Origin of the sequence: Bradyrhizobium sp. HKCCYLRH2060, from assembly GCF_051168135.1 — a bacterium.
Lineage (GTDB): Bacteria > Pseudomonadota > Alphaproteobacteria > Rhizobiales > Xanthobacteraceae > Bradyrhizobium.
The window spans coordinates 692,359-712,820 of the sequence record NZ_JBNPUK010000001.1 but is presented as its reverse complement, the minus strand read 5'-3'; the positions used below and the strand labels follow the sequence as shown (position 1 = coordinate 712,820).

25 protein-coding genes are annotated in these 20,462 nt (G+C 64.8%); 16 read left to right on the top strand and 9 right to left on the bottom strand.

What is annotated here, in order from left to right; genetic code table 11:
* The first annotated feature begins 18 nt into the window (after nucleotides 1–18).
* The 6 genes from trmD to ACQR10_RS03140 all read left to right on the top strand — a co-directional run bounded on the left by trmD (nucleotide 19) and on the right by ACQR10_RS03140 (nucleotide 4,285).
* The gene (gene trmD / locus ACQR10_RS03165) at nucleotides 19–792 is read left to right on the top strand and encodes a tRNA (guanosine(37)-N1)-methyltransferase TrmD (protein ID WP_316180295.1); all 774 of its coding nucleotides are present in this window, start codon (nucleotides 19–21) and stop codon (nucleotides 790–792) included.
* A 109-nt stretch (nucleotides 793–901) separates the two neighbouring features.
* Nucleotides 902–1,285, top strand: coding sequence for a 50S ribosomal protein L19 (gene rplS / locus ACQR10_RS03160; RefSeq protein WP_315800727.1), 384 nt, complete (start codon nucleotides 902–904; stop codon nucleotides 1,283–1,285).
* Between the two features lie 407 nt (nucleotides 1,286–1,692).
* The gene (gene leuC, locus ACQR10_RS03155; protein ID WP_315800728.1) at nucleotides 1,693–3,099 is read left to right on the top strand and encodes a 3-isopropylmalate dehydratase large subunit; all 1,407 of its coding nucleotides are present in this window, start codon (nucleotides 1,693–1,695) and stop codon (nucleotides 3,097–3,099) included.
* Nucleotides 3,100–3,357: 258 nt separating this feature from the next.
* On the top strand, nucleotides 3,358–3,684 hold the full coding sequence (locus tag ACQR10_RS03150; protein ID WP_315800729.1) for a hypothetical protein: 327 nt from the start codon (nucleotides 3,358–3,360) through the stop codon (nucleotides 3,682–3,684).
* A complete protein-coding gene (locus tag ACQR10_RS03145; RefSeq protein WP_315800730.1) occupies nucleotides 3,677–3,889 on the top strand; it encodes a hypothetical protein in 213 nt (70 codons plus the stop codon). Before ACQR10_RS03150 ends, ACQR10_RS03145 begins: the two co-directional genes overlap by 8 nt.
* Nucleotides 3,890–4,069: 180 nt before the next feature.
* On the top strand, nucleotides 4,070–4,285 hold the full coding sequence (locus tag ACQR10_RS03140; protein WP_315800731.1) for a hypothetical protein: 216 nt from the start codon (nucleotides 4,070–4,072) through the stop codon (nucleotides 4,283–4,285).
* A gap of 83 nt (nucleotides 4,286–4,368) precedes the next feature.
* On the opposite strand, the gene ACQR10_RS03135 is transcribed toward ACQR10_RS03140, so the two are convergent.
* The 4 genes from ACQR10_RS03135 to ACQR10_RS03120 form a co-directional block, all read right to left on the bottom strand.
* A complete protein-coding gene (locus ACQR10_RS03135) occupies nucleotides 4,369–5,064 on the bottom strand; it encodes a hypothetical protein (RefSeq protein WP_316215505.1) in 696 nt (231 codons plus the stop codon).
* A gap of 303 nt (nucleotides 5,065–5,367) precedes the next feature.
* Nucleotides 5,368–5,643: a hypothetical protein gene (locus ACQR10_RS03130; protein ID WP_315800733.1), complete on the bottom strand. Its 276-nt coding sequence runs from the start codon at nucleotides 5,641–5,643 to the stop codon at nucleotides 5,368–5,370.
* A 94-nt stretch (nucleotides 5,644–5,737) separates the two neighbouring features.
* Complete coding sequence (locus ACQR10_RS03125) at nucleotides 5,738–6,007, bottom strand: hypothetical protein (RefSeq protein WP_315800734.1); 270 nt, start codon at nucleotides 6,005–6,007, stop codon at nucleotides 5,738–5,740.
* A 290-nt stretch (nucleotides 6,008–6,297) separates the two neighbouring features.
* Nucleotides 6,298–6,606 (bottom strand): hypothetical protein, encoded by a 309-nt coding sequence (locus ACQR10_RS03120; protein WP_410051388.1) that lies wholly within the window; start codon nucleotides 6,604–6,606, stop codon nucleotides 6,298–6,300.
* A 141-nt stretch (nucleotides 6,607–6,747) separates the two neighbouring features.
* Between ACQR10_RS03120 and ACQR10_RS03115 the strand changes: the two genes are divergently transcribed.
* The 5 genes from ACQR10_RS03115 (at nucleotide 6,748) to ACQR10_RS03095 (ending at nucleotide 9,655) form a co-directional block, all read left to right on the top strand.
* Nucleotides 6,748–7,146, top strand: a complete 399-nt coding sequence (locus ACQR10_RS03115) for a metallopeptidase family protein (RefSeq protein WP_315800736.1) — start codon at nucleotides 6,748–6,750, stop codon at nucleotides 7,144–7,146.
* Between the two features lie 90 nt (nucleotides 7,147–7,236).
* Nucleotides 7,237–7,839 (top strand): 3-isopropylmalate dehydratase small subunit, encoded by a 603-nt coding sequence (gene leuD / locus ACQR10_RS03110; protein WP_315800737.1) that lies wholly within the window; start codon nucleotides 7,237–7,239, stop codon nucleotides 7,837–7,839.
* A gap of 81 nt (nucleotides 7,840–7,920) precedes the next feature.
* Complete coding sequence (locus ACQR10_RS03105) at nucleotides 7,921–8,721, top strand: hypothetical protein (protein WP_316215504.1); 801 nt, start codon at nucleotides 7,921–7,923, stop codon at nucleotides 8,719–8,721.
* A gap of 111 nt (nucleotides 8,722–8,832) precedes the next feature.
* Entirely contained in the window at nucleotides 8,833–9,249 is a 417-nt protein-coding gene (locus ACQR10_RS03100) for a DUF6455 family protein (protein ID WP_434881653.1), read from the top strand.
* A gap of 34 nt (nucleotides 9,250–9,283) precedes the next feature.
* Complete coding sequence (locus ACQR10_RS03095) at nucleotides 9,284–9,655, top strand: c-type cytochrome (protein ID WP_315800740.1); 372 nt, start codon at nucleotides 9,284–9,286, stop codon at nucleotides 9,653–9,655.
* 4 nt (nucleotides 9,656–9,659) lie between these two features.
* On the opposite strand, the gene ACQR10_RS03090 is transcribed toward ACQR10_RS03095, so the two are convergent.
* Entirely contained in the window at nucleotides 9,660–10,538 is an 879-nt protein-coding gene (locus ACQR10_RS03090; RefSeq protein ID WP_434911785.1) for an HpcH/HpaI aldolase/citrate lyase family protein, read from the bottom strand.
* A gap of 101 nt (nucleotides 10,539–10,639) precedes the next feature.
* Here ACQR10_RS03090 and ACQR10_RS03085 point away from each other — a divergent pair, with 101 nt between their 5' ends.
* A complete protein-coding gene (locus ACQR10_RS03085; protein ID WP_316238543.1) occupies nucleotides 10,640–11,284 on the top strand; it encodes a carbonic anhydrase in 645 nt (214 codons plus the stop codon).
* A gap of 66 nt (nucleotides 11,285–11,350) precedes the next feature.
* Here the strand turns inward: ACQR10_RS03085 and ACQR10_RS03080 are convergent, their stop codons facing one another.
* On the bottom strand, nucleotides 11,351–11,872 hold the full coding sequence (locus ACQR10_RS03080; RefSeq protein WP_434846046.1) for a TIGR00645 family protein: 522 nt from the start codon (nucleotides 11,870–11,872) through the stop codon (nucleotides 11,351–11,353).
* 288 nt (nucleotides 11,873–12,160) lie between these two features.
* Complete coding sequence (locus ACQR10_RS03075) at nucleotides 12,161–13,195, bottom strand: aspartate-semialdehyde dehydrogenase (RefSeq protein WP_316238545.1); 1,035 nt, start codon at nucleotides 13,193–13,195, stop codon at nucleotides 12,161–12,163.
* A 114-nt stretch (nucleotides 13,196–13,309) separates the two neighbouring features.
* Between ACQR10_RS03075 and ACQR10_RS03070 the strand changes: the two genes are divergently transcribed.
* The 3 genes from ACQR10_RS03070 (at nucleotide 13,310) to ACQR10_RS03060 (ending at nucleotide 16,666) form a co-directional block, all read left to right on the top strand.
* Nucleotides 13,310–14,110: a hypothetical protein gene (locus ACQR10_RS03070; protein WP_434911784.1), complete on the top strand. Its 801-nt coding sequence runs from the start codon at nucleotides 13,310–13,312 to the stop codon at nucleotides 14,108–14,110.
* A gap of 228 nt (nucleotides 14,111–14,338) precedes the next feature.
* Nucleotides 14,339–14,722, top strand: a complete 384-nt coding sequence (locus ACQR10_RS03065; protein ID WP_434911783.1) for a hypothetical protein — start codon at nucleotides 14,339–14,341, stop codon at nucleotides 14,720–14,722.
* Between the two features lie 1,200 nt (nucleotides 14,723–15,922).
* Entirely contained in the window at nucleotides 15,923–16,666 is a 744-nt protein-coding gene (locus ACQR10_RS03060) for a hypothetical protein (RefSeq protein WP_434891449.1), read from the top strand.
* Between the two features lie 259 nt (nucleotides 16,667–16,925).
* Here ACQR10_RS03060 and leuB read toward each other — a convergent pair whose 3' ends face one another.
* Nucleotides 16,926–18,038 (bottom strand): 3-isopropylmalate dehydrogenase, encoded by a 1,113-nt coding sequence (leuB, locus tag ACQR10_RS03055; RefSeq protein ID WP_434911782.1) that lies wholly within the window; start codon nucleotides 18,036–18,038, stop codon nucleotides 16,926–16,928.
* 276 nt (nucleotides 18,039–18,314) lie between these two features.
* Between leuB and ACQR10_RS03050 the strand changes: the two genes are divergently transcribed.
* Complete coding sequence (locus tag ACQR10_RS03050) at nucleotides 18,315–19,511, top strand: YbfB/YjiJ family MFS transporter (protein ID WP_434911781.1); 1,197 nt, start codon at nucleotides 18,315–18,317, stop codon at nucleotides 19,509–19,511.
* 166 nt (nucleotides 19,512–19,677) lie between these two features.
* Here ACQR10_RS03050 and ACQR10_RS03045 read toward each other — a convergent pair whose 3' ends face one another.
* The gene (locus ACQR10_RS03045; RefSeq protein ID WP_315800749.1) at nucleotides 19,678–20,460 is read right to left on the bottom strand and encodes a molybdopterin-dependent oxidoreductase; all 783 of its coding nucleotides are present in this window, start codon (nucleotides 20,458–20,460) and stop codon (nucleotides 19,678–19,680) included.
* Nucleotides 20,461–20,462 lie beyond the last annotated feature (2 nt).

Genomic DNA, 20,462 nt, shown 5'->3' with positions numbered 1-20,462 from the left:
CTGCCGTAACAGAGCGCCATGACCACTTCGCCCTCTCCGACCGCGCCCTGGCGCGCGACTGTGCTGACGCTGTTTCCGGAGATGTTTCCCGGGCCGCTGGGCGTGAGCCTCGCCGGCCGGGCGCTGGCATCAGGCATTTGGGCGCTGGAGGCGCGCGACATCCGGGCCTCGGCGACCGACAAGCACCGGAGTGTCGATGATACGCCGGCTGGAGGCGGCCCGGGAATGGTGCTGCGCGCGGACGTGCTGGCCGCCGCGATCGATGCCGCCGCCGTTGCACCCGAACGGCCGAAGCTGCTGATGAGCCCGCGCGGTCGGCCCTTGACCCAGGCCTTCGTCCGCGAGCTTGCCGACGGTCCCGGCCCGCTGATCGTTTGCGGCCGTTTCGAAGGCATCGACCAGCGCGTCATCGACGCGCGCGAGCTGATCGAGGTCTCGATCGGAGATTATGTGCTGTCGGGCGGCGAGATCGCCGCGCTGGTGCTGATCGACGCCTGCGTGCGACTGCTGCCCGGTGTGATGGGCAAGCTCGAATCCGCCACTGACGAGAGCTTCTCCGACGGCCTACTGGAGTACCCGCAATACACTCGCCCGCAGCTGTTCGAGGGCCGTCCCATTCCGGATGTGCTCACCTCGGGCGATCACGCCAAGGTCGCGGCGTGGCGGCGCGCGCAGGCCGAGGCGCTCACGCAAGCGCGGCGGCCGGATCTGTGGGCCGAATGGCAGGTGCGCCAGACCCTGGAACAAAGCAGGACCAGCCAAAAAGCGCCAAAAAGCACGACAGACGGGTGACAAGCCTCGCGCTTTGGCTTATAGGAGCGCCCAATTCCGCAAGTGACGGCAGGAACAAGCGCAGCCCCCGCGTGACCCGGCTGGGCGCGCCGCCGATGGAGATTTACCCGTGAACCTGATTCAGCAGCTCGAAAAAGAGCAGTTCGACAAGCTGTCCGCCAACAAGACCATTCCGGAGTTCGGCCCGGGCGACACCGTGATCGTCAACGTGAAGGTGGTCGAAGGCGAGCGCACGCGCGTGCAGGCCTATGAAGGCGTCTGCATCGGCCGGTCCGGCGGCGGCATCAACGAGAGCTTCACCGTCCGCAAGATCTCCTACGGCGAGGGCGTGGAGCGCGTGTTCCCGATCCTCTCCCCGATGATCGACTCGATCAAGGTCGTGCGCCGCGGCAAGGTGCGTCGCGCCAAGCTGTATTACCTGCGCCAGCTGCGCGGCAAGTCGGCCCGCATCGTCGAGAAGCAGGACCGCCAGCAGGCCGCGGTGAACGAGTAATCGTTGCTTCGATTGGATTGACGAAAAGCGCGGGCTGGTCCCGCGCTTTTTTGTTTTGGGCACCGTCATTGCGAGGAGCGGAGCGACGAAGCAATCCAGAGTCCTCGCTCAGCCCTGGATTGCTTCGCTTCGCTCGCAATGACGGCGGGCGCAAACGCATCTCGCACTCCCTTGCCCGCGTGCTATATATCGCCCTGAAATGGTTCTAGATCGCACCAGCATGGCCTGCCGCCGCGTCGTCATCGACGATCATAGCCGGCTGCCCGGGCGGTTCTTCGGAAGGTTCGCGACGTCTGCGACGTCCGAGCTTAGGCGCGCGCTGTAAGCCGCAGCGCCTCTTCCTGATTGTTCGCGCGTGCCCGTCACGCGTCGTGTCTCAAACCTTAAATTCCCGGGAGCATTCGCTCATGTCGAAGCCGACCACCCTGTACGACAAGATCTGGAACGACCATCTGGTGCACGAAGCCGAGGACGGTACCTGCCTGCTCTACATCGACCGCCACCTGGTGCACGAGGTGACGTCGCCGCAAGCGTTCGAAGGCCTGCGCGCCACCGGGCGCAAGGTGCATGCGCCGGAGAAGACGCTGGCCGTGGTTGATCACAACGTGCCGACCACCGACCGTTCCAAGCCGAATCCGGATCCGGAGAGCATCGAGCAGATCAAGGCGCTGGCCGAGAACGCCAAGGAATTCGGCATCGAATATTACAACGAATTCGACCGCCGCCAGGGCATCGTCCACGTCATCGGCCCCGAGCAGGGTTTTACGCTGCCCGGCACCACGATCGTCTGCGGTGACAGCCACACCTCGACGCATGGCGCGTTCGGCGCGCTGGCGCACGGCATCGGCACCTCCGAGGTCGAGCACGTGCTGGCGACGCAGACGCTGATCCAGAAGAAGGCGAAGAACATGCGCGTCACGGTCGACGGCGTGCTGCCGGACGGCGTGACGGGCAAGGACATCATCCTCGCCATCATCGGCGAGATCGGCACCGCGGGAGGTACCGGCTACGTGCTGGAATATGCCGGCGAGGCGATCCGCGCGCTGTCGATGGAAGGCCGCATGACCGTCTGCAACATGTCGATCGAGGGCGGCGCGCGCGCCGGTCTGGTCGCGCCCGACCAGAAGGCGTTCGACTTCCTGCGCGGCCGTCCCAAGGCGCCGCAGGGCGCCGCCTGGGACGCAGCGATGCGCTACTGGGAGACCCTGCGCTCCGACGACGGCGCGCATTTCGACCACGAGCTCCGGCTCGACGCCGCCAAGCTGCCGCCGATCGTGACCTGGGGCACCTCGCCCGAGGACGTGATCTCGGTGACCGGCGTGGTGCCCGATCCGGACAAGATCGCAGACGAGGCCAAGCGCATCTCCAAGCATCGCGCGCTGAAGTACATGGGCCTGACCGCGGGCACGAAGATCACCGACATCAAGCTCGACCGCGTTTTCATCGGCTCCTGCACCAACGGCCGCATCGAGGATCTCCGCGCCGCAGCCAAGATCGCCGAAGGCAAGACCGTCAGCGGCCACGTCAACGCGATGGTCGTCCCGGGCTCGGGCATCGTCAAGGAGCAGGCCGAGGCCGAGGGCCTCGACAAGATCTTCATCAAGGCCGGCTTCGAATGGCGCGAGCCGGGCTGCTCGATGTGCCTTGCCATGAACCCGGACAAGCTGGCGCCGGAAGAGCGCTGCGCCTCGACCTCGAACCGCAACTTCGAAGGCCGCCAGGGCTTCAAGGGCCGCACCCACCTGGTGTCACCCGCGATGGCCGCGGCGGCTGCGATCGCCGGACACTTCGTCGACGTGCGCGACTGGCGCTGATCAAGCCGCCCGGTCATCGCTTTCTGCGTTGCTCGACTTCAAAAGGCGACGTTCGTGTCAACGAACGTCGCCTTTGTTATGCCTGCCGACGCCTTCAACTTTGCGCCGGAAACGTCGGGATGTCCGGCCATTTATTTCGAACTGATCATCGACCTGCTGCAGTGCGAGCGGTTTACTGACTGCACTCTTCAAGGTTGCAATTCGAAGACAGGTCTCTTATGATTTGATCGGTTAGGCGCCGTCGAGCGGGAGAATCGTATGATTCATCCATTCAATGTCGATCCTCAAAATCCTTACGACGGCCCTGACTTCGACGAGTTCTGCATCGCAGAGAAGAGCTATTTGAGCGCGCGACGGGATCGCAGCGATTGCATCACCTGCGCGCTTTCCAAGCTCTGCCAGGCTGGCTTTGAACATCAAGTCGACCTTGCTGCACAAGGCAAGGACCCCAGCCTTACCAAGGATTGCCAACTCACGGCCGAAGACCTGACCGCCGAACGTCTTTTCGATGGGCTTACGGATGAACAAGTCGACTTCGTAAAAATTCATATCCCCGGACTTGCGAAGGAGCACGACAATGTCTGATCCCGCATCAATGCAACTTGAGGCCAAGAAGCAGCTTGCGAGCAAAGCCGAAGCCGTTGCGAAACATCAGTTGGAAGCCAAGCGCCAACTCAGCGAGAAGGCAGCGCTCGCGAGCAGGACTCAATTGGAAGCCAAGAAGCAGCTGATGGAGAAAGCCGATCTGACCAGCCGGATGCAACTGGCCTCGAAGAAAGCAAAGTCCTGACATTCGCAGTGATCGTGAGGTCGGTTGCTCCTGACGATGCGCTCCGGCGCACGACGTGATGATCGGTACGAATCTTCAGTGAAGTCTTGGCAGTTCGGCAATACTTTCTTAGGACCGCGGGCGCAAAATCCTACCACCGGACGCGCCGCGTCTGCAGAGGAACGTGCCGAGGAGCCTGACATGGCCGACAAGCCGGAATACGTCGACCTCATCCGCGATGCGACGCGCCAGCGCCGCAAGACACCGCCCGCCAAGATCATCGCCCAGCCGGAGGCTCCGAAGGAGGAGCGGCGGTTGTCGAACTGGCCGCCCGGCCGCTTTGCCAAATGGCGCATCGAGACGCTGGTGCCGTGGAAGCTGAGCGTGAAGAACTGGCAGTTCAAGGACTGGCTCTGATTGTCGCGCCTCACTCCATCCCCCTGAAATGAGAGAAGGGCGCCGTTGGGCGCCCTTCCTGTTTTGACGAACTTCAAGCACGATCAGTAGTAGCGCCAATGGTGGCGGTGCCGATGATGCCATCGGTGATGATGGCGCCAATGATGACCCCGCCAATGCCGGTAGTGGCAGATGCGGCGTGGCCCGTAATGGGTCCAGACGACGCGGCAGCGACGGTAGGGATAGTAGTAGCCCGTCGTATAAATCGGCGTGTAGTAGCTGCGGTAGCCGTAGAAATGACGGCGGTGATGGTGGAAGTACGGCCGGTAGGCGTAGTGCGGGCGATAATGATAGCCGCCGCCATGGAACACCGGCCGCGGACCGAATCCGCCGTGGAATGCCGGGCCACCACCGTGGAAGGCCGGACGCGGGCCACCACCGCCGAAGGCATGTCCTCCCCCATGAAACGCGGGACTGCCGCCGCCCCTGAACATGGCGCCGCCGCCATGGAACGCCGGGCCACCGCCTCCGCCGTGGAACGCCGGACCGCCGTGGAAGCCGCCACCGCCCCCACCGTGGAATCCACCACCGCCGGGATGCCCGCCGCCACCGCCACCGGGGCCTCGGACCTGAACGGCCAACACGTCCGAAGGTGTCTGCGTGGCGGAGCCGGCACCGAGACTCACCGGCGACATCGCAAGCGCAGGCCGTCCGGACGCGCCCGCCAAGACAAACAGTGTGGCCGCCGCAAGACTGAGGCGACGAGCAAGACCAGCACGCTGGTCCTTCATCCTCATCATGGTCCCTTCTCCCTGAATGCTGTGCAACGATGGACCCATGCAGCGCCGATGCTGGTCGTCCGATCGGTGGATTCGCGCACCCCCATCATGAACGTAGAGATAGCGACGTGAATGCGGCATGAATGATGCACGTTGCACGCGCATCTGCGGCGTGGCGTCGCGGCGAAGGAGATGCACGGGAGCCTCTACGTCGTCCTGCAACTCAGGATCACGGATGACGGCACAACGGCTCACGTGCTGCTCGTGCGGGGACTTCGCAACTAACCACACGCAGGAAACGCAACGCGCCTTGCGGACACGGCCTCAATCGTAGAACGGCGTGAACAGAACCAAGGGTCCCGGCGGATAGGCTGGCGTGTAGTCCGTGGGACGGTCGAGATAATGCGGCACCTCTGCCGTCGCCACCACAGGCTTCGATCGGCGACCCTGCCGGCGCGGGCCAGCATCCGTGACGGTCTGACGCGCCTGCGTAACGGCGGGAGCTGCGGCGACAGGAGAGGTGGCGGCGGAACTTGCGAGCAGCATCGCCACCGTGACAATGCCGATCCCGAACCAGGTTCTGTCGACTGATGGTTTCACGGCGAATCTCGTTGCCAGCCCCCATCATCATGCAGGCCCGCAAAGCGGGCCTGCATGATTTCGGTCATTGTCTCGATCGGACGGAAAGCGCGACTTACCAGCGGCCGTGATGGCGATGTCCGTAGTGATGCGGCCGCCAGTGATGACGCGGATGGTAGTAATGCCGAGGATAATAGTGGCGCCGGGGATGCCAATGCCGGCGGCCGTGCCAATGCGCCTGAGTGGTCTCCTGCGCCGTGCCCTGCTGCACCGCGGTCGCGGCGCCCGGATTGATCAGCGACAGCGCCTGCGCGCGTTCGGCGGGGGCAGCCATCACGAGAACGGCGCCAACCGCCGCGATGCCCAACAGTTTCATCACAGTCATGAACTTCTCCCTCGATCGCCTGACATCACGTCCGGCTCCGTACATTCCGCCTTGTCAGTTGCCTGAATGGCGGCCGCAGCAGCGCGACGCAGATCAGTCTCGAACGAGCGACGTGAATGGGACATGAAGACCTGCGCAGGAGCAGAATGCCGAATGTCGCGCGTGGTTCCGCCGCAGTGCGCGACATATCGGCACTGTGTCCGGACGGTAACATCAGGGCAACGTCGCGATCGATCGCGACCAGATCATGTGCGCGCCTGCCGAGCCGATCAGTGCGGGGGACCCAGGAGTCAGCCGCGTCGCCAGATGCAACTCATATGCGGGACGATCACGGTGCCGCTCGGCCGATGCTCCGGAACATAGGTGGCATCGCATACCCGAACTGCGTTCGGCCCCGGATTGAAGCGCGGCACCACGTCGGGCTGCCAATGACCCTCGTAGCGCGGATAGATCTGGATTCGTCGTTGCCGGCGCTGCGCGGAGAGATCGGTGCTCACCTCACTCTGCACGGCGCCGCGCGCGCCGGCGGCCTGCTCCGCTTGCGCTGCCGCCGAGATCGAGACCACGACCGCCGCAGCCAGCGCCGCTCCGGCCAGCACCATCGACATCTGCCTCATCTGTCCCCCACCCCCCAGTTCGCGCGTCACGGTCGCCGGTTTCATCCCCTGCGTCAACCAGCTCCGCCACACATGTCATAGAACCAAGATGCAAGATGATCAAAGCCGGGCTAGAAGGCGGCAATGTGGACAGATCTGAAAGCCCCCTCGCTCGCCGACATGGAAGTCATGGCGCACGAGATGTTCGAGCGTCTGCCCGAGCATTTTCGCAGGATGTGCGAGGGCGTCGTCATCCGGGTCGACGACTTTCCGACCGAGGAGGTGCTCGACGAGATGCAGGCCGAAAGCGAGTTCGACCTGCTCGGCCTGTTTCAGGGCACGGGACTGCCGTTTCGCAGCAATGACGACCTGCCGCGCCTGCCCAACATGATCTGGCTCTATCGCCGACCGATCCTCGACTACTGGGCCGAGCACGACGAGAGCCTCGGCCACATCGTCCGCCATGTCCTGATCCACGAGATCGGCCATCATTTCGGAATGTCCGACGACGACATGGAGGCGATCGAGGCGTCCGTCGACTGACGATCCCGCCGATAGCACCGGGATTTTGACTTTATCCGTCCCGCCGTTCGGGCTAAACAGCGGCCTGCCCGTATTCTCGAAGGTGCCCCGATGGACAAGTTCACCACGCTGGAAGGCGTCGCCGCGCCGCTGAAGATCATCAATGTCGACACCGACATGATCATCCCCAAGCAGTACCTGAAGACCATCAAGCGCACCGGCCTCGGCAAGGGCCTGTTCTCGGAGCAGCGCTACAAGGACGACGGCAGCGAGAACCCGGATTTCGTGCTCAACCAGCCGGCGTACCGCAACGCCAAGATCCTGGTCGCCGGCGACAATTTCGGCTGCGGCTCGAGCCGTGAGCACGCCCCCTGGGCGCTGCTCGATTTCGGCATCCGCTGCGTGATCTCGACCTCGTTCGGCGACATCTTCTACAACAACTGCTTCAAGAACGGCATTCTGCCGATCCGCGTGTCGCAGGCCGATCTCGACAAGCTGTTCGACGACGCCGAGCGTGGTGCCAACGCGACCCTGACGGTCGATCTCGCCAAGCAGGAGATCCGCGGCCCCGACGGCGGCACCGTCAAGTTTGACATCGACCCGTTCCGCAAGCATTGCCTGCTCAACGGGCTCGACGACATCGGCCTGACGCTGGAAAAGAAGGCCTCGATCGACAGCTATGAGGCCAAGCTGGCCGAGCGCGCCTGGGCCTGAGCCCCGCCTGACAGCCGAGAGTTCACGGGCCCCGGACCTCGTCCGGGGCCTTGTTTCGAGAGCAGCCCAGCAGGTCCGCCGTTGACGCGTGTAGTGCCCGAGGTCGTGACCTTCTGGCGGGGGCCGCTCGACCGGCTGCGCCAGACCTGCCTGCGGTCGCAGCTCGCGGCCGGCCACAAGGTCACGGTCTACAGCTTCGATCCGCTGCCCGGCCTGCCCGACGGGGTCGGCAATGCCGAGGCCGAGGCGATCCTTCCTTACGCATTCTCCGAACGTCTCAGGCCGCCGCAGCCCGACGGCAGCTGGCGCGATTGGACCACCTTGCAGTTCAGCGACTTCTTCCGGATGCGGCTGATGGCACAACGCGCCGGCCTCTGGCTCGATGCCGACGTGCTGCTGCTCAGGCCGGTCGAGATTGATCCGGCTCTGCCCTACTTCGCCTGGGAGCGGCCGCGGCAGCTCGGCAATTCCGTGCTCTACCTGCCGCCGGAGGATCCGATCGTCGCCGAATTCACCGCGCTGATGGCCCAGGACGCGCTGACGCCGAACTGGCTGTCGCTGCGTCACCGCCTCACCTATGCGCTGCGCCGCCTGCGCGGCGGCTCCGACCGCCTGTCGGACATCCGCGTCGCCATCTTCGGCCCGGCCGCGCTGACGGCGCTCGGCCGCCGCCATGGCTCGCTACGCCATGCGCTGCCGAAGCGCAGCTTCTACGCGGTGCATGCCGAGCCGAAGGCGTTCTTCGATCCGTCCGACTTCTCCGGGTTGATCGCTGATCCCCAGATCATCGGCCTGCACATCTCGCCGAAGGGTCGCGGCGGCGAGGCGCCGATCCCCGGCAGCCTCTATGCGTGGGCGGCCGAGCGATTTGCCTCGCGCTGACCGTCGCCGGGCAGCTTTGCGGCCGGCGCAGAGCCGATTTGCTGCTTGATCTACCGCAACGTCCACGCGTCCACCCGGTGATTGATTGCGGTCAATCATCGGAGACGTGTCATGACCGTAGACGCCAAGCCCTATCCGCGGGTTCAGTTCCTGATCGATACGTTCGCGCAATGGCTCCGGCACCGGCGTGAGCTGAGCGAGCTCCGGCAGCTCGACCGCGACGATTTCGAGCGCATCGCGATGGACCTGCAGGTCACGCCGGCCGATCTCGACGAGCTGGTCCGCCAAGGCGAGCACGCCGCCGACGAGCTGCCGCAGATGCTGAAGGCGCTCGGCATCGACGAGGCCGCGCTGGGGCGCGCCGAGCCGCTGGTGCTGCGCGACATGGAGCGCGTCTGCGCCATGTGCAAGGACAAGCCGCGCTGCCATCGCGATCTCGCCGCCGGCACGAGCGCCGAGCACTACGAGGAGTACTGCCTCAACGCCCCGACCATCGACCGCCTGGGCAGCGCCGCGGTCAAGCACTGATCGCCGTCTCCCTCCCATCCAGCGGAGCAATGCGATGAGCCTGCCGAATCTGCACCGCAACACCTGGCTCCATGTCGGCGCCGCGATCCTGCTCGCGCTCGGCGCGATGCTGCTGATCCGGCTGCACAATGCCGGCGGGGTGACGCCGGCCGCCGACAGCGTGCAGGCGGGACGCAAGCTGGCGGAGGCCTGGTGCAGCACCTGCCACGCCATCGACGCCAGCGGGGCGAGAGCCCAGACCACGACCGCCCCCGATTTCGTGGCGGTCGCCAACATGCCGTCGACGACCGAGCTGTCGCTCAAGGTGTTCCTGCAGAGCAGCCACCCGACGATGCCGAACGTCATCCTGACAGCCGAGCAGCGCGGCGACCTCGTCAACTACATCCTCAGCCTCCGCCGCATCTGACGCCTCACTTCGCCGCCGCCGCGATCGCGTCGGCGATCGCGATCGTGCGCCGCGCCATCTCGGCATGCAGCCGCTCGACCATGCGGCCCTCGATCTGGATCGCGCCGCGCGAGGCATTCTCCGGCAACTCGAACGCGGCGATGATCTTGCGTGCCGCAGCGACCTCGTCGGCCGGCGGGGTGAAGATCGCGTTGCAGGCGTCGATCTGGCCGGGATGGATCAGTGTCTTGCCGTCGAAGCCGAGATCGCGAGCCTGGATGCATTCCTGCGCGAAGCCGTCGGTGTTGGCGAAATCGCTGTAAGGCCCGTCCAGGATCTCCAGCCCATGGGCGCGCGTCGCCAGGATGCAATGGCTGATCATCGGCAGCATCGTGGAGCGGCCCGGCAGCATGCGGATGCGGGTCTCACGCGAGATGTCGTTGGGCCCGAATACGAAGCCGGCGAGTCGCGAGCCGTCCTCGTGCACGGTGGCCGCGAGCAGATCGGCATCGAGCACGGCACGCGCCGTCTCGATCATCGCCCATACCTTCAGCGCCGGATCAGCCCCGACCTCGGCCAGACGATCCGTGACCAGGCGGAGGTCCTGGACGGTCGACACCTTGGGAACCAGGATGCCGTCGGTCGCCGCCTGTCCGGCCATGGCGACGTCGTCGCTCCACCACGCCGTATCCAGGCTGTTGATCCGGATCAGCAGTTCCCGCTTGCCGTAGCCGTCGGCCGCCACCGCTTTGGCGATCTGGTCGCGGGCGGCGGCCTTGGCGTCCGGCGCCACCGAATCCTCGAGATCGAGGATCAGCCCGTCGGCCGGCAGGTTCCGCCCCTTCTCCAGCGCGCGCGCATTGGAGCCGGGCATGAACAAAAGACTGCGGCGCGGGCGGATCATTTCGGCGTTTCCCTTGGTTTATCGGCGCGGCCCGCGATACCATTTCGGGAGCCGGCCCGAAAGGCTTGTTCCCGGAAGCCGCATGTGTTTAGGCAGGATCCATGATCTCGTTTCCGCAACGCCTGCTCGAAGGCTACCGCGCCTTCACCACCCAACGCCTGCCGACCGAACAGAGCCGTTACCTCGAGCTCTCGGAGCGCGGCCAGTCGCCCGAAGTGATGGTGATCGGCTGCTGCGACTCGCGCGTCTCGCCCGAAGTGATCTTCGACGTCGGCCCCGGCGAACTGTTCGTGCTGCGCAACATCGCCAACCTGGTGCCGATCTATCAGCCGGACGCCAACGCGCACGGCGTGTCGGCGGCGCTGGAATATGCCGTCACCGTGCTGAAGGTGAAGCACATCGTCATCCTGGGCCATGCCCAGTGCGGCGGCATCCGCGCCTTCGTCGACAAGGCCGCGCCGCTGTCGCCCGGCGACTTCATCGGCCGCTGGATGTCGATGTTCATCAAGCCCGGCGAGGTCGTCGAGCAGCGCACGCATGAGAGTTTCCAGGACTTCGTCACCCGGATCGAGAAGGCCGCGGTGTTCCGCAGCCTCGAGAACCTGATGACCTTCCCGTTCGTGCGCAGCCGCGTCGAGGCGGGAGACCTTCAGCTCCATGGCGCCTATTTCGGCGTCGCCGAGGGCTCGCTGTTCGTGCTCGACAAGTCCACCAAGGAATTCAAGAGCGCGCGCGCTGGCGAATAGCGAATGGGAAACAGCGAGTAGCTCACCTGCCCTATTCGCCATTCGCGCCTCGCTATTCGCCGCCCATCAATGGTCGCCCGACCAGCGGTCCGACAGCGCCAGCATCAGGGTCGACACCACGAAGGTCATGTGCACGCCGACCAGCCAGGCGAGCTTGGTCGAGTCGTAGCCGGCGTCGAGATTCATGAACGCCTTCAAGAGCTGGATCGCCGAGATCGCGACGATCGAGGCGAGCAGCTTCTGCTTCAGGCCGGCGAAGTCGACCTTGGTCATCCATTCCGGCCAGTCGGGATGGCCGCCGGGATCGATGCGCGAGACGAAGTTCTCATAGCCGGAGAACACCACGATCAGCACCAGATTGCCGGTGAGGCAGACGTCGATCAGGCTGAGCACGCCGAGGATGATGTCGCTCTCCTTGGCGTAGGGCAGATGGACGATGTTCTCCCACAGCAGCAGGACGAACTTGAACAACAGCACCGCGAGGCTGACGACGAGGCCGACATAGAACGGCGCCATCAGCCAGCGGCTCTTGAACAGGAAGCCTTCAAGCCCGCGCTCGAGCGGACCCGGCGCGTGCTTGGCAGGCACGGGCGCTTGCGCCGCTGACTCGGTCTTGCTGCTCTCAGCCAATTTCGACCCCACCCCGAATCCGCTCGGTCATCCCACCAGGTCTCGCCCGCGAACGACCCTTCTGATTAGTGACTCCGTCATGCCCGGGCTTGTCCCGGGCATCCACGTGGTCCTCAACATGCCGAACGACGTGGATGGCCGGGACAAGCCCGGCCATGACGACTTAGAGACAGACGATCCCCAGACTTCCATTGTCATATGCGACGGCCATGACGCTTACCGGGGCGACGGCGCACCGTGCGTCTATTAGGCCGCCTTCTTCTTGGCGGTGATCAGCTTGCGGTTGATCAGCACTTCCGCGATCTGGATCGCGTTCAGCGCCGCACCCTTGCGCAGATTGTCGGACACGCACCAGAAGGCGAGGCCGTTCTCGACCGTGCCGTCCTCGCGGATGCGGCTGATATAGGTCGCGTCCTCGCCGGCCGCCTCATAAGGCGTCACGTAGCCGCCCGGCTCGTGCTTGTCGATCACGAGACAGCCCGGCGCGTTGCGCAGGATGTTGCGGGCCTCGTCCGCCGTGATCGGATTCTCGAACTCGACGTTGACGGCTTCGGAGTGGCCGACGAACACCGGCACGCGCACGCAGGTCGCGGTCAGCTTGATCTTCGGATCCAGGATCTTCTTGGTCTCCGCCATCATCTTCCACTCTTCCTTGGTGAAGCCGTCTTCCATGAAGACGTCGATCTGCGGAATGACGTTGAAGGCGATGCGTTTGGGGAACTTGTTGTTGATCAGCTCGTCGTTGGTATAGACGGCCTTGGTCTGCGAGAACAATTCGTCCATCGCATCCTTGCCGGCGCCGGACACCGACTGATAGGTCGACACCACGACGCGCGTGATCTTCGCCTTGTCATGCAGCGGCTTCAACGCGACCACGAGCTGGGCGGTCGAGCAGTTCGGATTGGCGATGATGTTCTTCTTGTTGAAGCCGGCGGCGGCGTCGGCATTCACCTCCGGCACGATCAGCGGCACGTCGGGATCCATGCGCCAGGCCGACGAGTTGTCGATGACGACCGCGCCGGCGGCGCCGATCTTAGGCGACCACTCCTTCGACACCGAGCCACCGGCCGACATCAGGCAGATGTCGACATCGGCAAAATCGTAGTGCTCGAGCGCTTTGACCTTCAGCGTGCGGTCGCCATAGGACACCTCGACGCCGACGCTGCGGCGTGAGGCCAGCGCCACGACCTCGTCGGCGGGGAATTGGCGCTCGTCGAGAATATTGAGCATTTCCCGTCCGACATTGCCGGTCGCGCCGACCACTGCGACTTTGTAACCCATCGTTCACTCTCCGAAGAAATAAGGCCGGCCGCGTATGTCAGCGGAAACCGAAGCGGCAGCGCTTCTATGCGAGAAACGTCCCTGACACAACGTTACCACGACGTCTCGCATTCGATGCAGTCCAATTCGGCCAGAACAGCCGCAGTGCCCCGATCCGGGTCCGTCCTGCAAGGGCTCAAGAGCTTCGCGGACGAGGTCTGCGGCACGTTTGCGCGCCTGTTCGCCTATGTGGGGGCTCTGGCGCTGATCGCCATGCTCGGCGTGGCCGGCTGGAACCATCTCGACCGCGGCGATGACACGCCCGGCCGCGCCGGCTGGACCTTGGCCGACGCGGCAGTGCCGGCGTTCTCGCTCCGCCTCACCGACCAGCCCGACAGGACCGCCACCTATACCGTGCTCACCCACCCCGAAGGCGGCCGCAAGGACGTGCTGCGCTGGGGCGAGCCCGCCGATCGGCCGACTGCCGAGCTCGAGGTCTACCGGTTCGGATCGGAGCGCGATGCCAGGCGTGATCCGCGGGCCGATCTCGCGGTCCGGATGGGGCGCAGCACCGCCTCCGAACTCGAGACCGCGGGCGTGATCGACAGCCGGTTCGGCCCAGTCGGCCTGGTGCGCCGGGCCGGGGCGCCCGAGGGCGCCGGGGCCTGCCTCGGCTTTCTCAAGACCATCGCCGAGCCGAGCTTGCGGATCTCCGGCTGGTCGTGCCAGGGCGTGACGATGCCGGCGCGCCGCGCCATGGTCGGCTGCATGCTCAACCGGCTGACCCTGCTGGCGCCCGACCGGCACCGGGCCCTGAGCCAGCTGTTCACGGGGTCCGATCAGCGGCGCGGCGGCTGCGACGAACCCGCCGTCGCCACCGGCAGCCCCGATTGGGTGACGTCGACCGCCAATCCGAGGCTGCGCGGCGCGCTGTGAATGTCCGCCTGCGTCCGGATGTTGCTGGGCGTGACCGCGCCCCATTCGGGCGTCCGCATCGGCAGCCAAGTGACGGATTTTGATGCAACTTTCCCGCCACAGCGGGAATTTATCTTCGGTGCGGCCGCGGGAATGACCTTGTGATGCCACAGCCGACCCAGATATTGTGCGAGCCAAATCATGCGCATGGCGAGCGCCCGCCCCTTTTGGCGCGAGGAAGAGGACGTGATGATTGAATTTTCTGCTGCGACCCGGGTCAAGGCCTTGGCGGTGATCGTCGCGACCGGTCTTGCCGTCACGTCTCTTGCCGTCACCTCGGCCGATGCCGCTCCCGCCAAGCGCCGCGTCACGACCACCTATAGCAGCGGCAATCCGAACTATTCCTACCAGTCCGGCCCGCGCACCCGCATCTACATCACCCGCCGCTCCTTCCTCGACGGCGGCACCGAGGTGCTTCCGGGCGACCGCAAGTTCTCCGACTATGCGTTCCCGCCGGCCGTCGGCTATCCCTCCTTCGCGCGCGAGAACCTGAACCGGCCGATCGACCGCCAGCCGCTGATGGCGCCGTCCGATCTCGGCGGCTACCCGACCCGGATTCCGATCCCCTACTGAGGACGGCCGCGTCATCTGATCACCGAGGCCGGGCTCTGCCCGGCCTTTTTGGTTTCTGGGGTGGTCGCCATGAACCTCTCTCCGTCATGCGCCGCTGGCGACCGTTCGGACAGATGGCTCACGGGCGTTCGGGGACATGGCTGACACATCGAACGCCATCCGCGAGCCCGCATCTACCACCTCCCGTTCAGTGTCATCCCGGCGAACGCCGGGATCCATAGCCACCGCGGGATCCATCGCCACCGGCGGCCGTTGGCGCATCATCGCGTCGCTCCAGCGTGCCTCGCATCGGCGTCGACAAGGATGGCTCCCCGCCTTCGCGCGGACGACAACCGAATTTTTGGCACGATGATTCATCCTCGCGCCCGCTTTCGCGTCCGAGCGTTGCGATCAATTCCGCCCTCTTCCGAAGCGAGGGCGCAGGGAAGGCCGAGCCTCGGCTGAGGCCCGTGGCCCCCGTGCGGAAAGAATGCACGGGGCAGGAACCACAGGTACAGCCGGACCGACCCGGCCTTCCCTGCGCGATGGATTACGACTTATACGCAGTCTCCTCGGTGTGCCGGGCTTGTTAGCCACCGTCGCCGCGCGGATCATCTTCCGCACAGCTTGGCATCAGCATCGGGATGCCGGGACCCTGCGATTTCGTCGTCCTGCCGGAACCGTTCGTCCGCGCGCTCAGAGCACGCTGCGATTCCAACAGGCCACCGCATCCCCGCCTCACGCCTCGTGACGATCGCGAAACGCCCCTTGCAGCGAAGCAGGATGCCACTAGAGAAGCACGAATTCTGAAAAAGCGAAAGCTGAAATTTGCGGCAGAGCGGACTGCTCCAAGCGATCGAATTGAACGCACAAGCGAAACTTGACTTTTGCCGCCGCGGACTTTGAGCGATATGGCACGTGGTGCCGTTGGCTCCTTGAAGCGGATCCCGCACCTCCGCTGATCTGATTTGCCCGGCGGGCAGCGGGATCACCCTTCCGAGCCTGTGGGAGCAGGCCTCTAGTAGTACGGTTCTTCACGAGACGTTGGTGTGGCTCCCATCCCCCTTGCAACGGAAGGTGATTGCCTTGAGCTCAACTAGCTATCAAACTAGCACAATATCGTCCTCACGCAGCGGACCGCAGCAAAGGTAAGCACGATTTTGCGCGCTACTGCCACATCACATTGCAACGCAGAGAAAACAATCATTCTCAGAGAAAAAAATGCCCCAAGACAGCGATCAGGGTTCCCAAACCAATTTGGACGACAAACCATCTACCTCGCAGAATGAAATCATTGCTGCCATAACCGCTTTTGCGGAGCGATACGAAGCCCTCCAACAAGAACGTTCCGAACACGAGCACAGCATATTTTTGTGGACTAGAGGCGCCACCATAGGTGTTGGCATCTACACTCTCCTGACCCTCGGAGCCGTCACGCTAACTTATTGCGCCCTGCGCACCTCTCAGCAGGCCAACGAGATCCAAACCCGTCCGTATATCAAGGTCGACTTCGAACCCGACACTTTCACCGTACGGTCGGCCAACGATAAGCGTGGAGATTCAAGGGTTGTGAAGTTCAGGCTAACCAATATTGGAAAGCTCCCAAGACTCGTTCTTGCTCTCAGCGCCACTGACTGGGATGGACCAGGCCATGCGAGGAGCACTAATTGGCCGTCTATCGGAGAATCTGGGCGTGCATTTTTGTTTCCGGATGCCAGGGGTGTCGAATTTGACTCCCAAGGAATGTCCATAACGCCTGGACAAATAGCTGACCTGGCCAACGGTACTGGTCGATTATTTGTAATGGTCGACGCTCTCTACGGGCCGCTCGATAGTTCGGCAATTCCATCGCGAGAATATGAGACGCGCATATGTACCAGCTTCGCGATTGTAAGCACTGCCGGTGAGCTTCGGTTGGGGGAAGGCCGACCCTGCAACGAAGCAGACAGCAATTACGCAAAATAGCAGCAAGACTTGGACAACACGCGGAAAAGCGAACGACGGTGCGAGCGCGCGCTTACCCTCCTGGCATGGAGGAGCGATCTCAGATCAGATCACGAGACGCGCGACGACGAGAAATGTTGGTTCGGAGAGATAGGGCCTTGCCATGAGCTGAGCTCACTGGGTGTGGACCCCCACCCCCGACCCCTCCCCGCAAGGGGGAGGGGAGTGCAGTGTCAGCGCGGCGAAGGCTCGTCCGACAACGAAAGCCGTCAGCTCCCGACTACGCCGCGAGCTTCTCCAGCTCCTTGATGATCGCCTCGCCCATCTGCGTGGTCGAAGCGGGCGTCGAGCCCTCGGCCTTGATGTCGGCGGTGCGCAGACCCGAGGCCAGCACGGCGGCGATGGCGGCGTCGAGCTTGTCGGCGAGCGCGCCCATGTCGAAGGAGTAGCGCAGCGCCATGCCGAACGAGGCCAGCATCGCGATCGGGTTGGCGAGACCCTTGCCGGCGATATCCGGCGCCGAGCCATGCACCGGCTCGTACAGCGCGCGGCGCTTGTGGGTCTTGGCGTCGACCTCGCCGAGCGAGGCGGACGGCAGCATGCCGAGCGATCCGGTCAGCATCGCCGCGATGTCCGACAGCATGTCGCCGAACAGATTGTCGGTGACGATGACGTCGAACATCTTCGGGTATTTCACCAGGTTCATGCCGCCGGAATCGGCGAGCTGGTGCTCGAGCGTGACGTCCTTGTACTCGCGATTGTGGACCGCGGTGACGACCTCGTTCCAGAGCACGCCCGACTTCATGACGTTGCGCTTCTCCATCGACGTCACCTTGTTCTTGCGCTTGCGCGCGAGGTCGAAGGCGACGCGGGCGATGCGCTCGATCTCATAGGTGTCGTAGACCTGAGTATCGATCGCGCGCTTCTGGCCGTTTCCGAGATCGGTGATGGTCTTTGGCTCGCCGAAATACACGCCGCCGGTGAGCTCCCGCACGATCATGATGTCGAGGCCCTCGACGATCTCGCGCTTCAGGCTGGAGGCATCGGCGAGCGCCGGATAGCACACGGCGGGACGCAGATTGGCGAACAGGCCGAGATCCTTGCGCAGGCGGAGCAGGCCCGCCTCGGGACGCACCTCGTAGGGAACGCCATCCCATTTCGGACCGCCGACGGCGCCGAAGATGATGGCGTCGGCCGCCTTGGCCTTGTCCATGTCGGCTTCGGAGATCGAGGCGCCATGAGCGTCATAGGCGGCGCCGCCGACCAGGCCGTCCTCGGTCTCGAACGAGGCCAGTCCCTTGGCGTTGAGCCAGCCGATCAGGCGCTTCACCTCGGCCATCACTTCGGGGCCGATGCCGTCGCCGGGCAGCAAAAGGAGCTTCTGGGTCGCCATGGTCGTTGTCCTCACGGGGCTTGTCATGCCGGGGCATTGCGCGGGCATCCATCCTTGGGATGGCTGGATTGCCGGTCTGCCTCGAGCGGATCGAAAGCAGGCGCCCGGCAATGACGGGATCTCTCAAAACGGCGGAGTGCTAAAGCCCTCCTGCGCCGTTGGCAAGCCACCATTGCCGGCGCACCACTTCTGTCGCGGCGAGGTGGGCGGTAATGTGCGCGAAAATCGCGGCCGAATAGCATGAATTGCCGGCCGATCGCCGCGCCGGAGCATGTCTTGCCAGCCTCCCCATCCGACCCGACACCGGCCCACCCGGCGTTGACCAACCTCACGCTGTCGCTGGGTCCGATCATCGGTCTCGGCATCGGCCGCTTCGCCTACGCGCTCGTGCTGCCGGACATGCGGGACAGCCTGCATTGGTCATACTCGGCGGCCGGCTTCATGAACACGGTCAACGCCGCCGGCTATCTCATCGGCGCGCTGATCGCCGCGCAGCTGGCCCGGCGCTACGGCGGCCTGGCCGCAGTGCGCGGCGGAACGCTGGCGGCGCTGGCCTCGCTCGTGGTGTGCGCCATGACCGGTGACTTCATCGCGCTCAGCCTGGCGCGGCTCGTGACCGGCATCGGCGCCGGCGTCGCGCTGGTGGCCGGCGGCGCGCTGGCGGCGCGGGTCGCCCTGGCGCGGCCGGCGCAGGCGAGCTTCGTGCTGAGCCTGTTCTATGCCGGGCCGCCGCTCGGCATCGTCATCTCCGGCCTGATCGCCCCCTTCGTGCTGCAGGCCTTCGGGCCCGGCTCATGGTGGATCGTATGGGCCGTGCTCGCCGCGGTCGGCGCGGTGCTGATCGGGCCGCTGCTCGCGATGCGGCTCCCGGCGAACGCCGCCACGGCGGAGACCCGCACCGACCGCGTCTCGCTGCGGCCGATGGCGATCTATCTGTTCTGCTACTTCCTCTACGGCGCCGGCTATATCGCCTATCTCACCTTCATGATCGCGTATGTGCGCGATCTCGGCGGCGGCGCCGCGGCGCAATCAGGCTTCTGGTGTCTCATTGGCCTCGCCGGCTTCACCACGCCCTGGGTGTGGCGGCGCGTGCTGGCGCTCGACCGCGGCGGCTGGCCCACCGCCCTCATCCTCACCATCAACGCGATCGGCGCCGCCCTGCCCTCGCTCAGCCATTCGCCTGTCATGCTGACGCTGTCGGCCGCTGTGTTCGGCATCGCCTTTTCGACCGTGACCACGGCCACCACCGCCTTCGTGCGCTTCAACCTGCCACAGAGCGCCTGGCCGGGCGCGATCGCCGCGCTGACCATCTCGTTCGGCGTCGGCCAGACGCTCGGACCCTTCGCCGTCGGCGCGATCACCGATGCGATGGGAAGCCTGACCTACGCGTTGAACGTTTCAGCCGCGCTGCTGCTGCTGGGCGCGGTGATGGCGGCGATGCAAGGCAAGCTGAAGCGCTCCGACCGCACCTAGCTCACGGTGTCGTCCCGGCGAACGCCGGGACCCATACCGCGGAAGCTATCGAGGGATGCGGCTGCCAGTTGCCTGCCTCATAACCCCCTGTGGTTATGGGTCCCGGCGTTCGCCGGGACGACAGCGAAGTGTGTCGCGCGCAGCTCGGCCTCAAGCGGACCGACGCTCAGCTCCCGCTGAACGAATTGTACCCCTGATCCTCCCAATAGCCACCCTTGTAGTCGTTGGTGACCTCCATCGCGACGACGTATTTCGGGTTCTTGAAGCCGAGCTTGGTGGGGACGCGGATCTTCATCGGGTAGCCGTAGGCGCGCGGCAGGATCTGGTCGGCGTATTTGAAGGTCATCTGGGTCTGCGGATGCAGCGCGGTGCGCATGTCCAAGGGCGAATTGTAGCCGTCCTTGTCAGCGCAGTTGAACCAGACATATTTCGCGCTGATATCCGCGCCGATCAGCTTGAGGAAGTCGCGCAAGGGCGTGCCGGTCCAGGAGCCGATCGCGCTCCAGCCCTCGACGCAGATGTGGCGGGTGATCTGCGTGACCTGCGGCAGCGCATGCAGCTCGTCCAGCGTCCACGACTTCTTGTTGTCGACGAGGCCGCGCACCTCGAGCTTCCAGTCAGCGGCATCGATCTCCGGCGCCTCGTCGAGCGTGTAGTAGGCATTGAACGGGAACGGCTTGGTGATCGCACTCTCCGGAAAGGTCGGCGCCAGCGCGTCCGGATTGAACATCCAGGCCTGCACGGCGTCGTTGAACTTCGACACCTTCTTGAGCAGCTCCTCCGCCGTGTCGCCGTCGACGACGTCGCAGCCGGTGAGCAGGGTCAGCGCGCCCAGGCTGGCGCCGCCGGTAAGGAAGCGGCGCCGGGTGAGGTCGGGCATCACCTTCAACGAGTCCTTGATCAGGAGCCGCTTGTCGACGCCGGGAATGAGGAACGGACGCTTGGCCATGA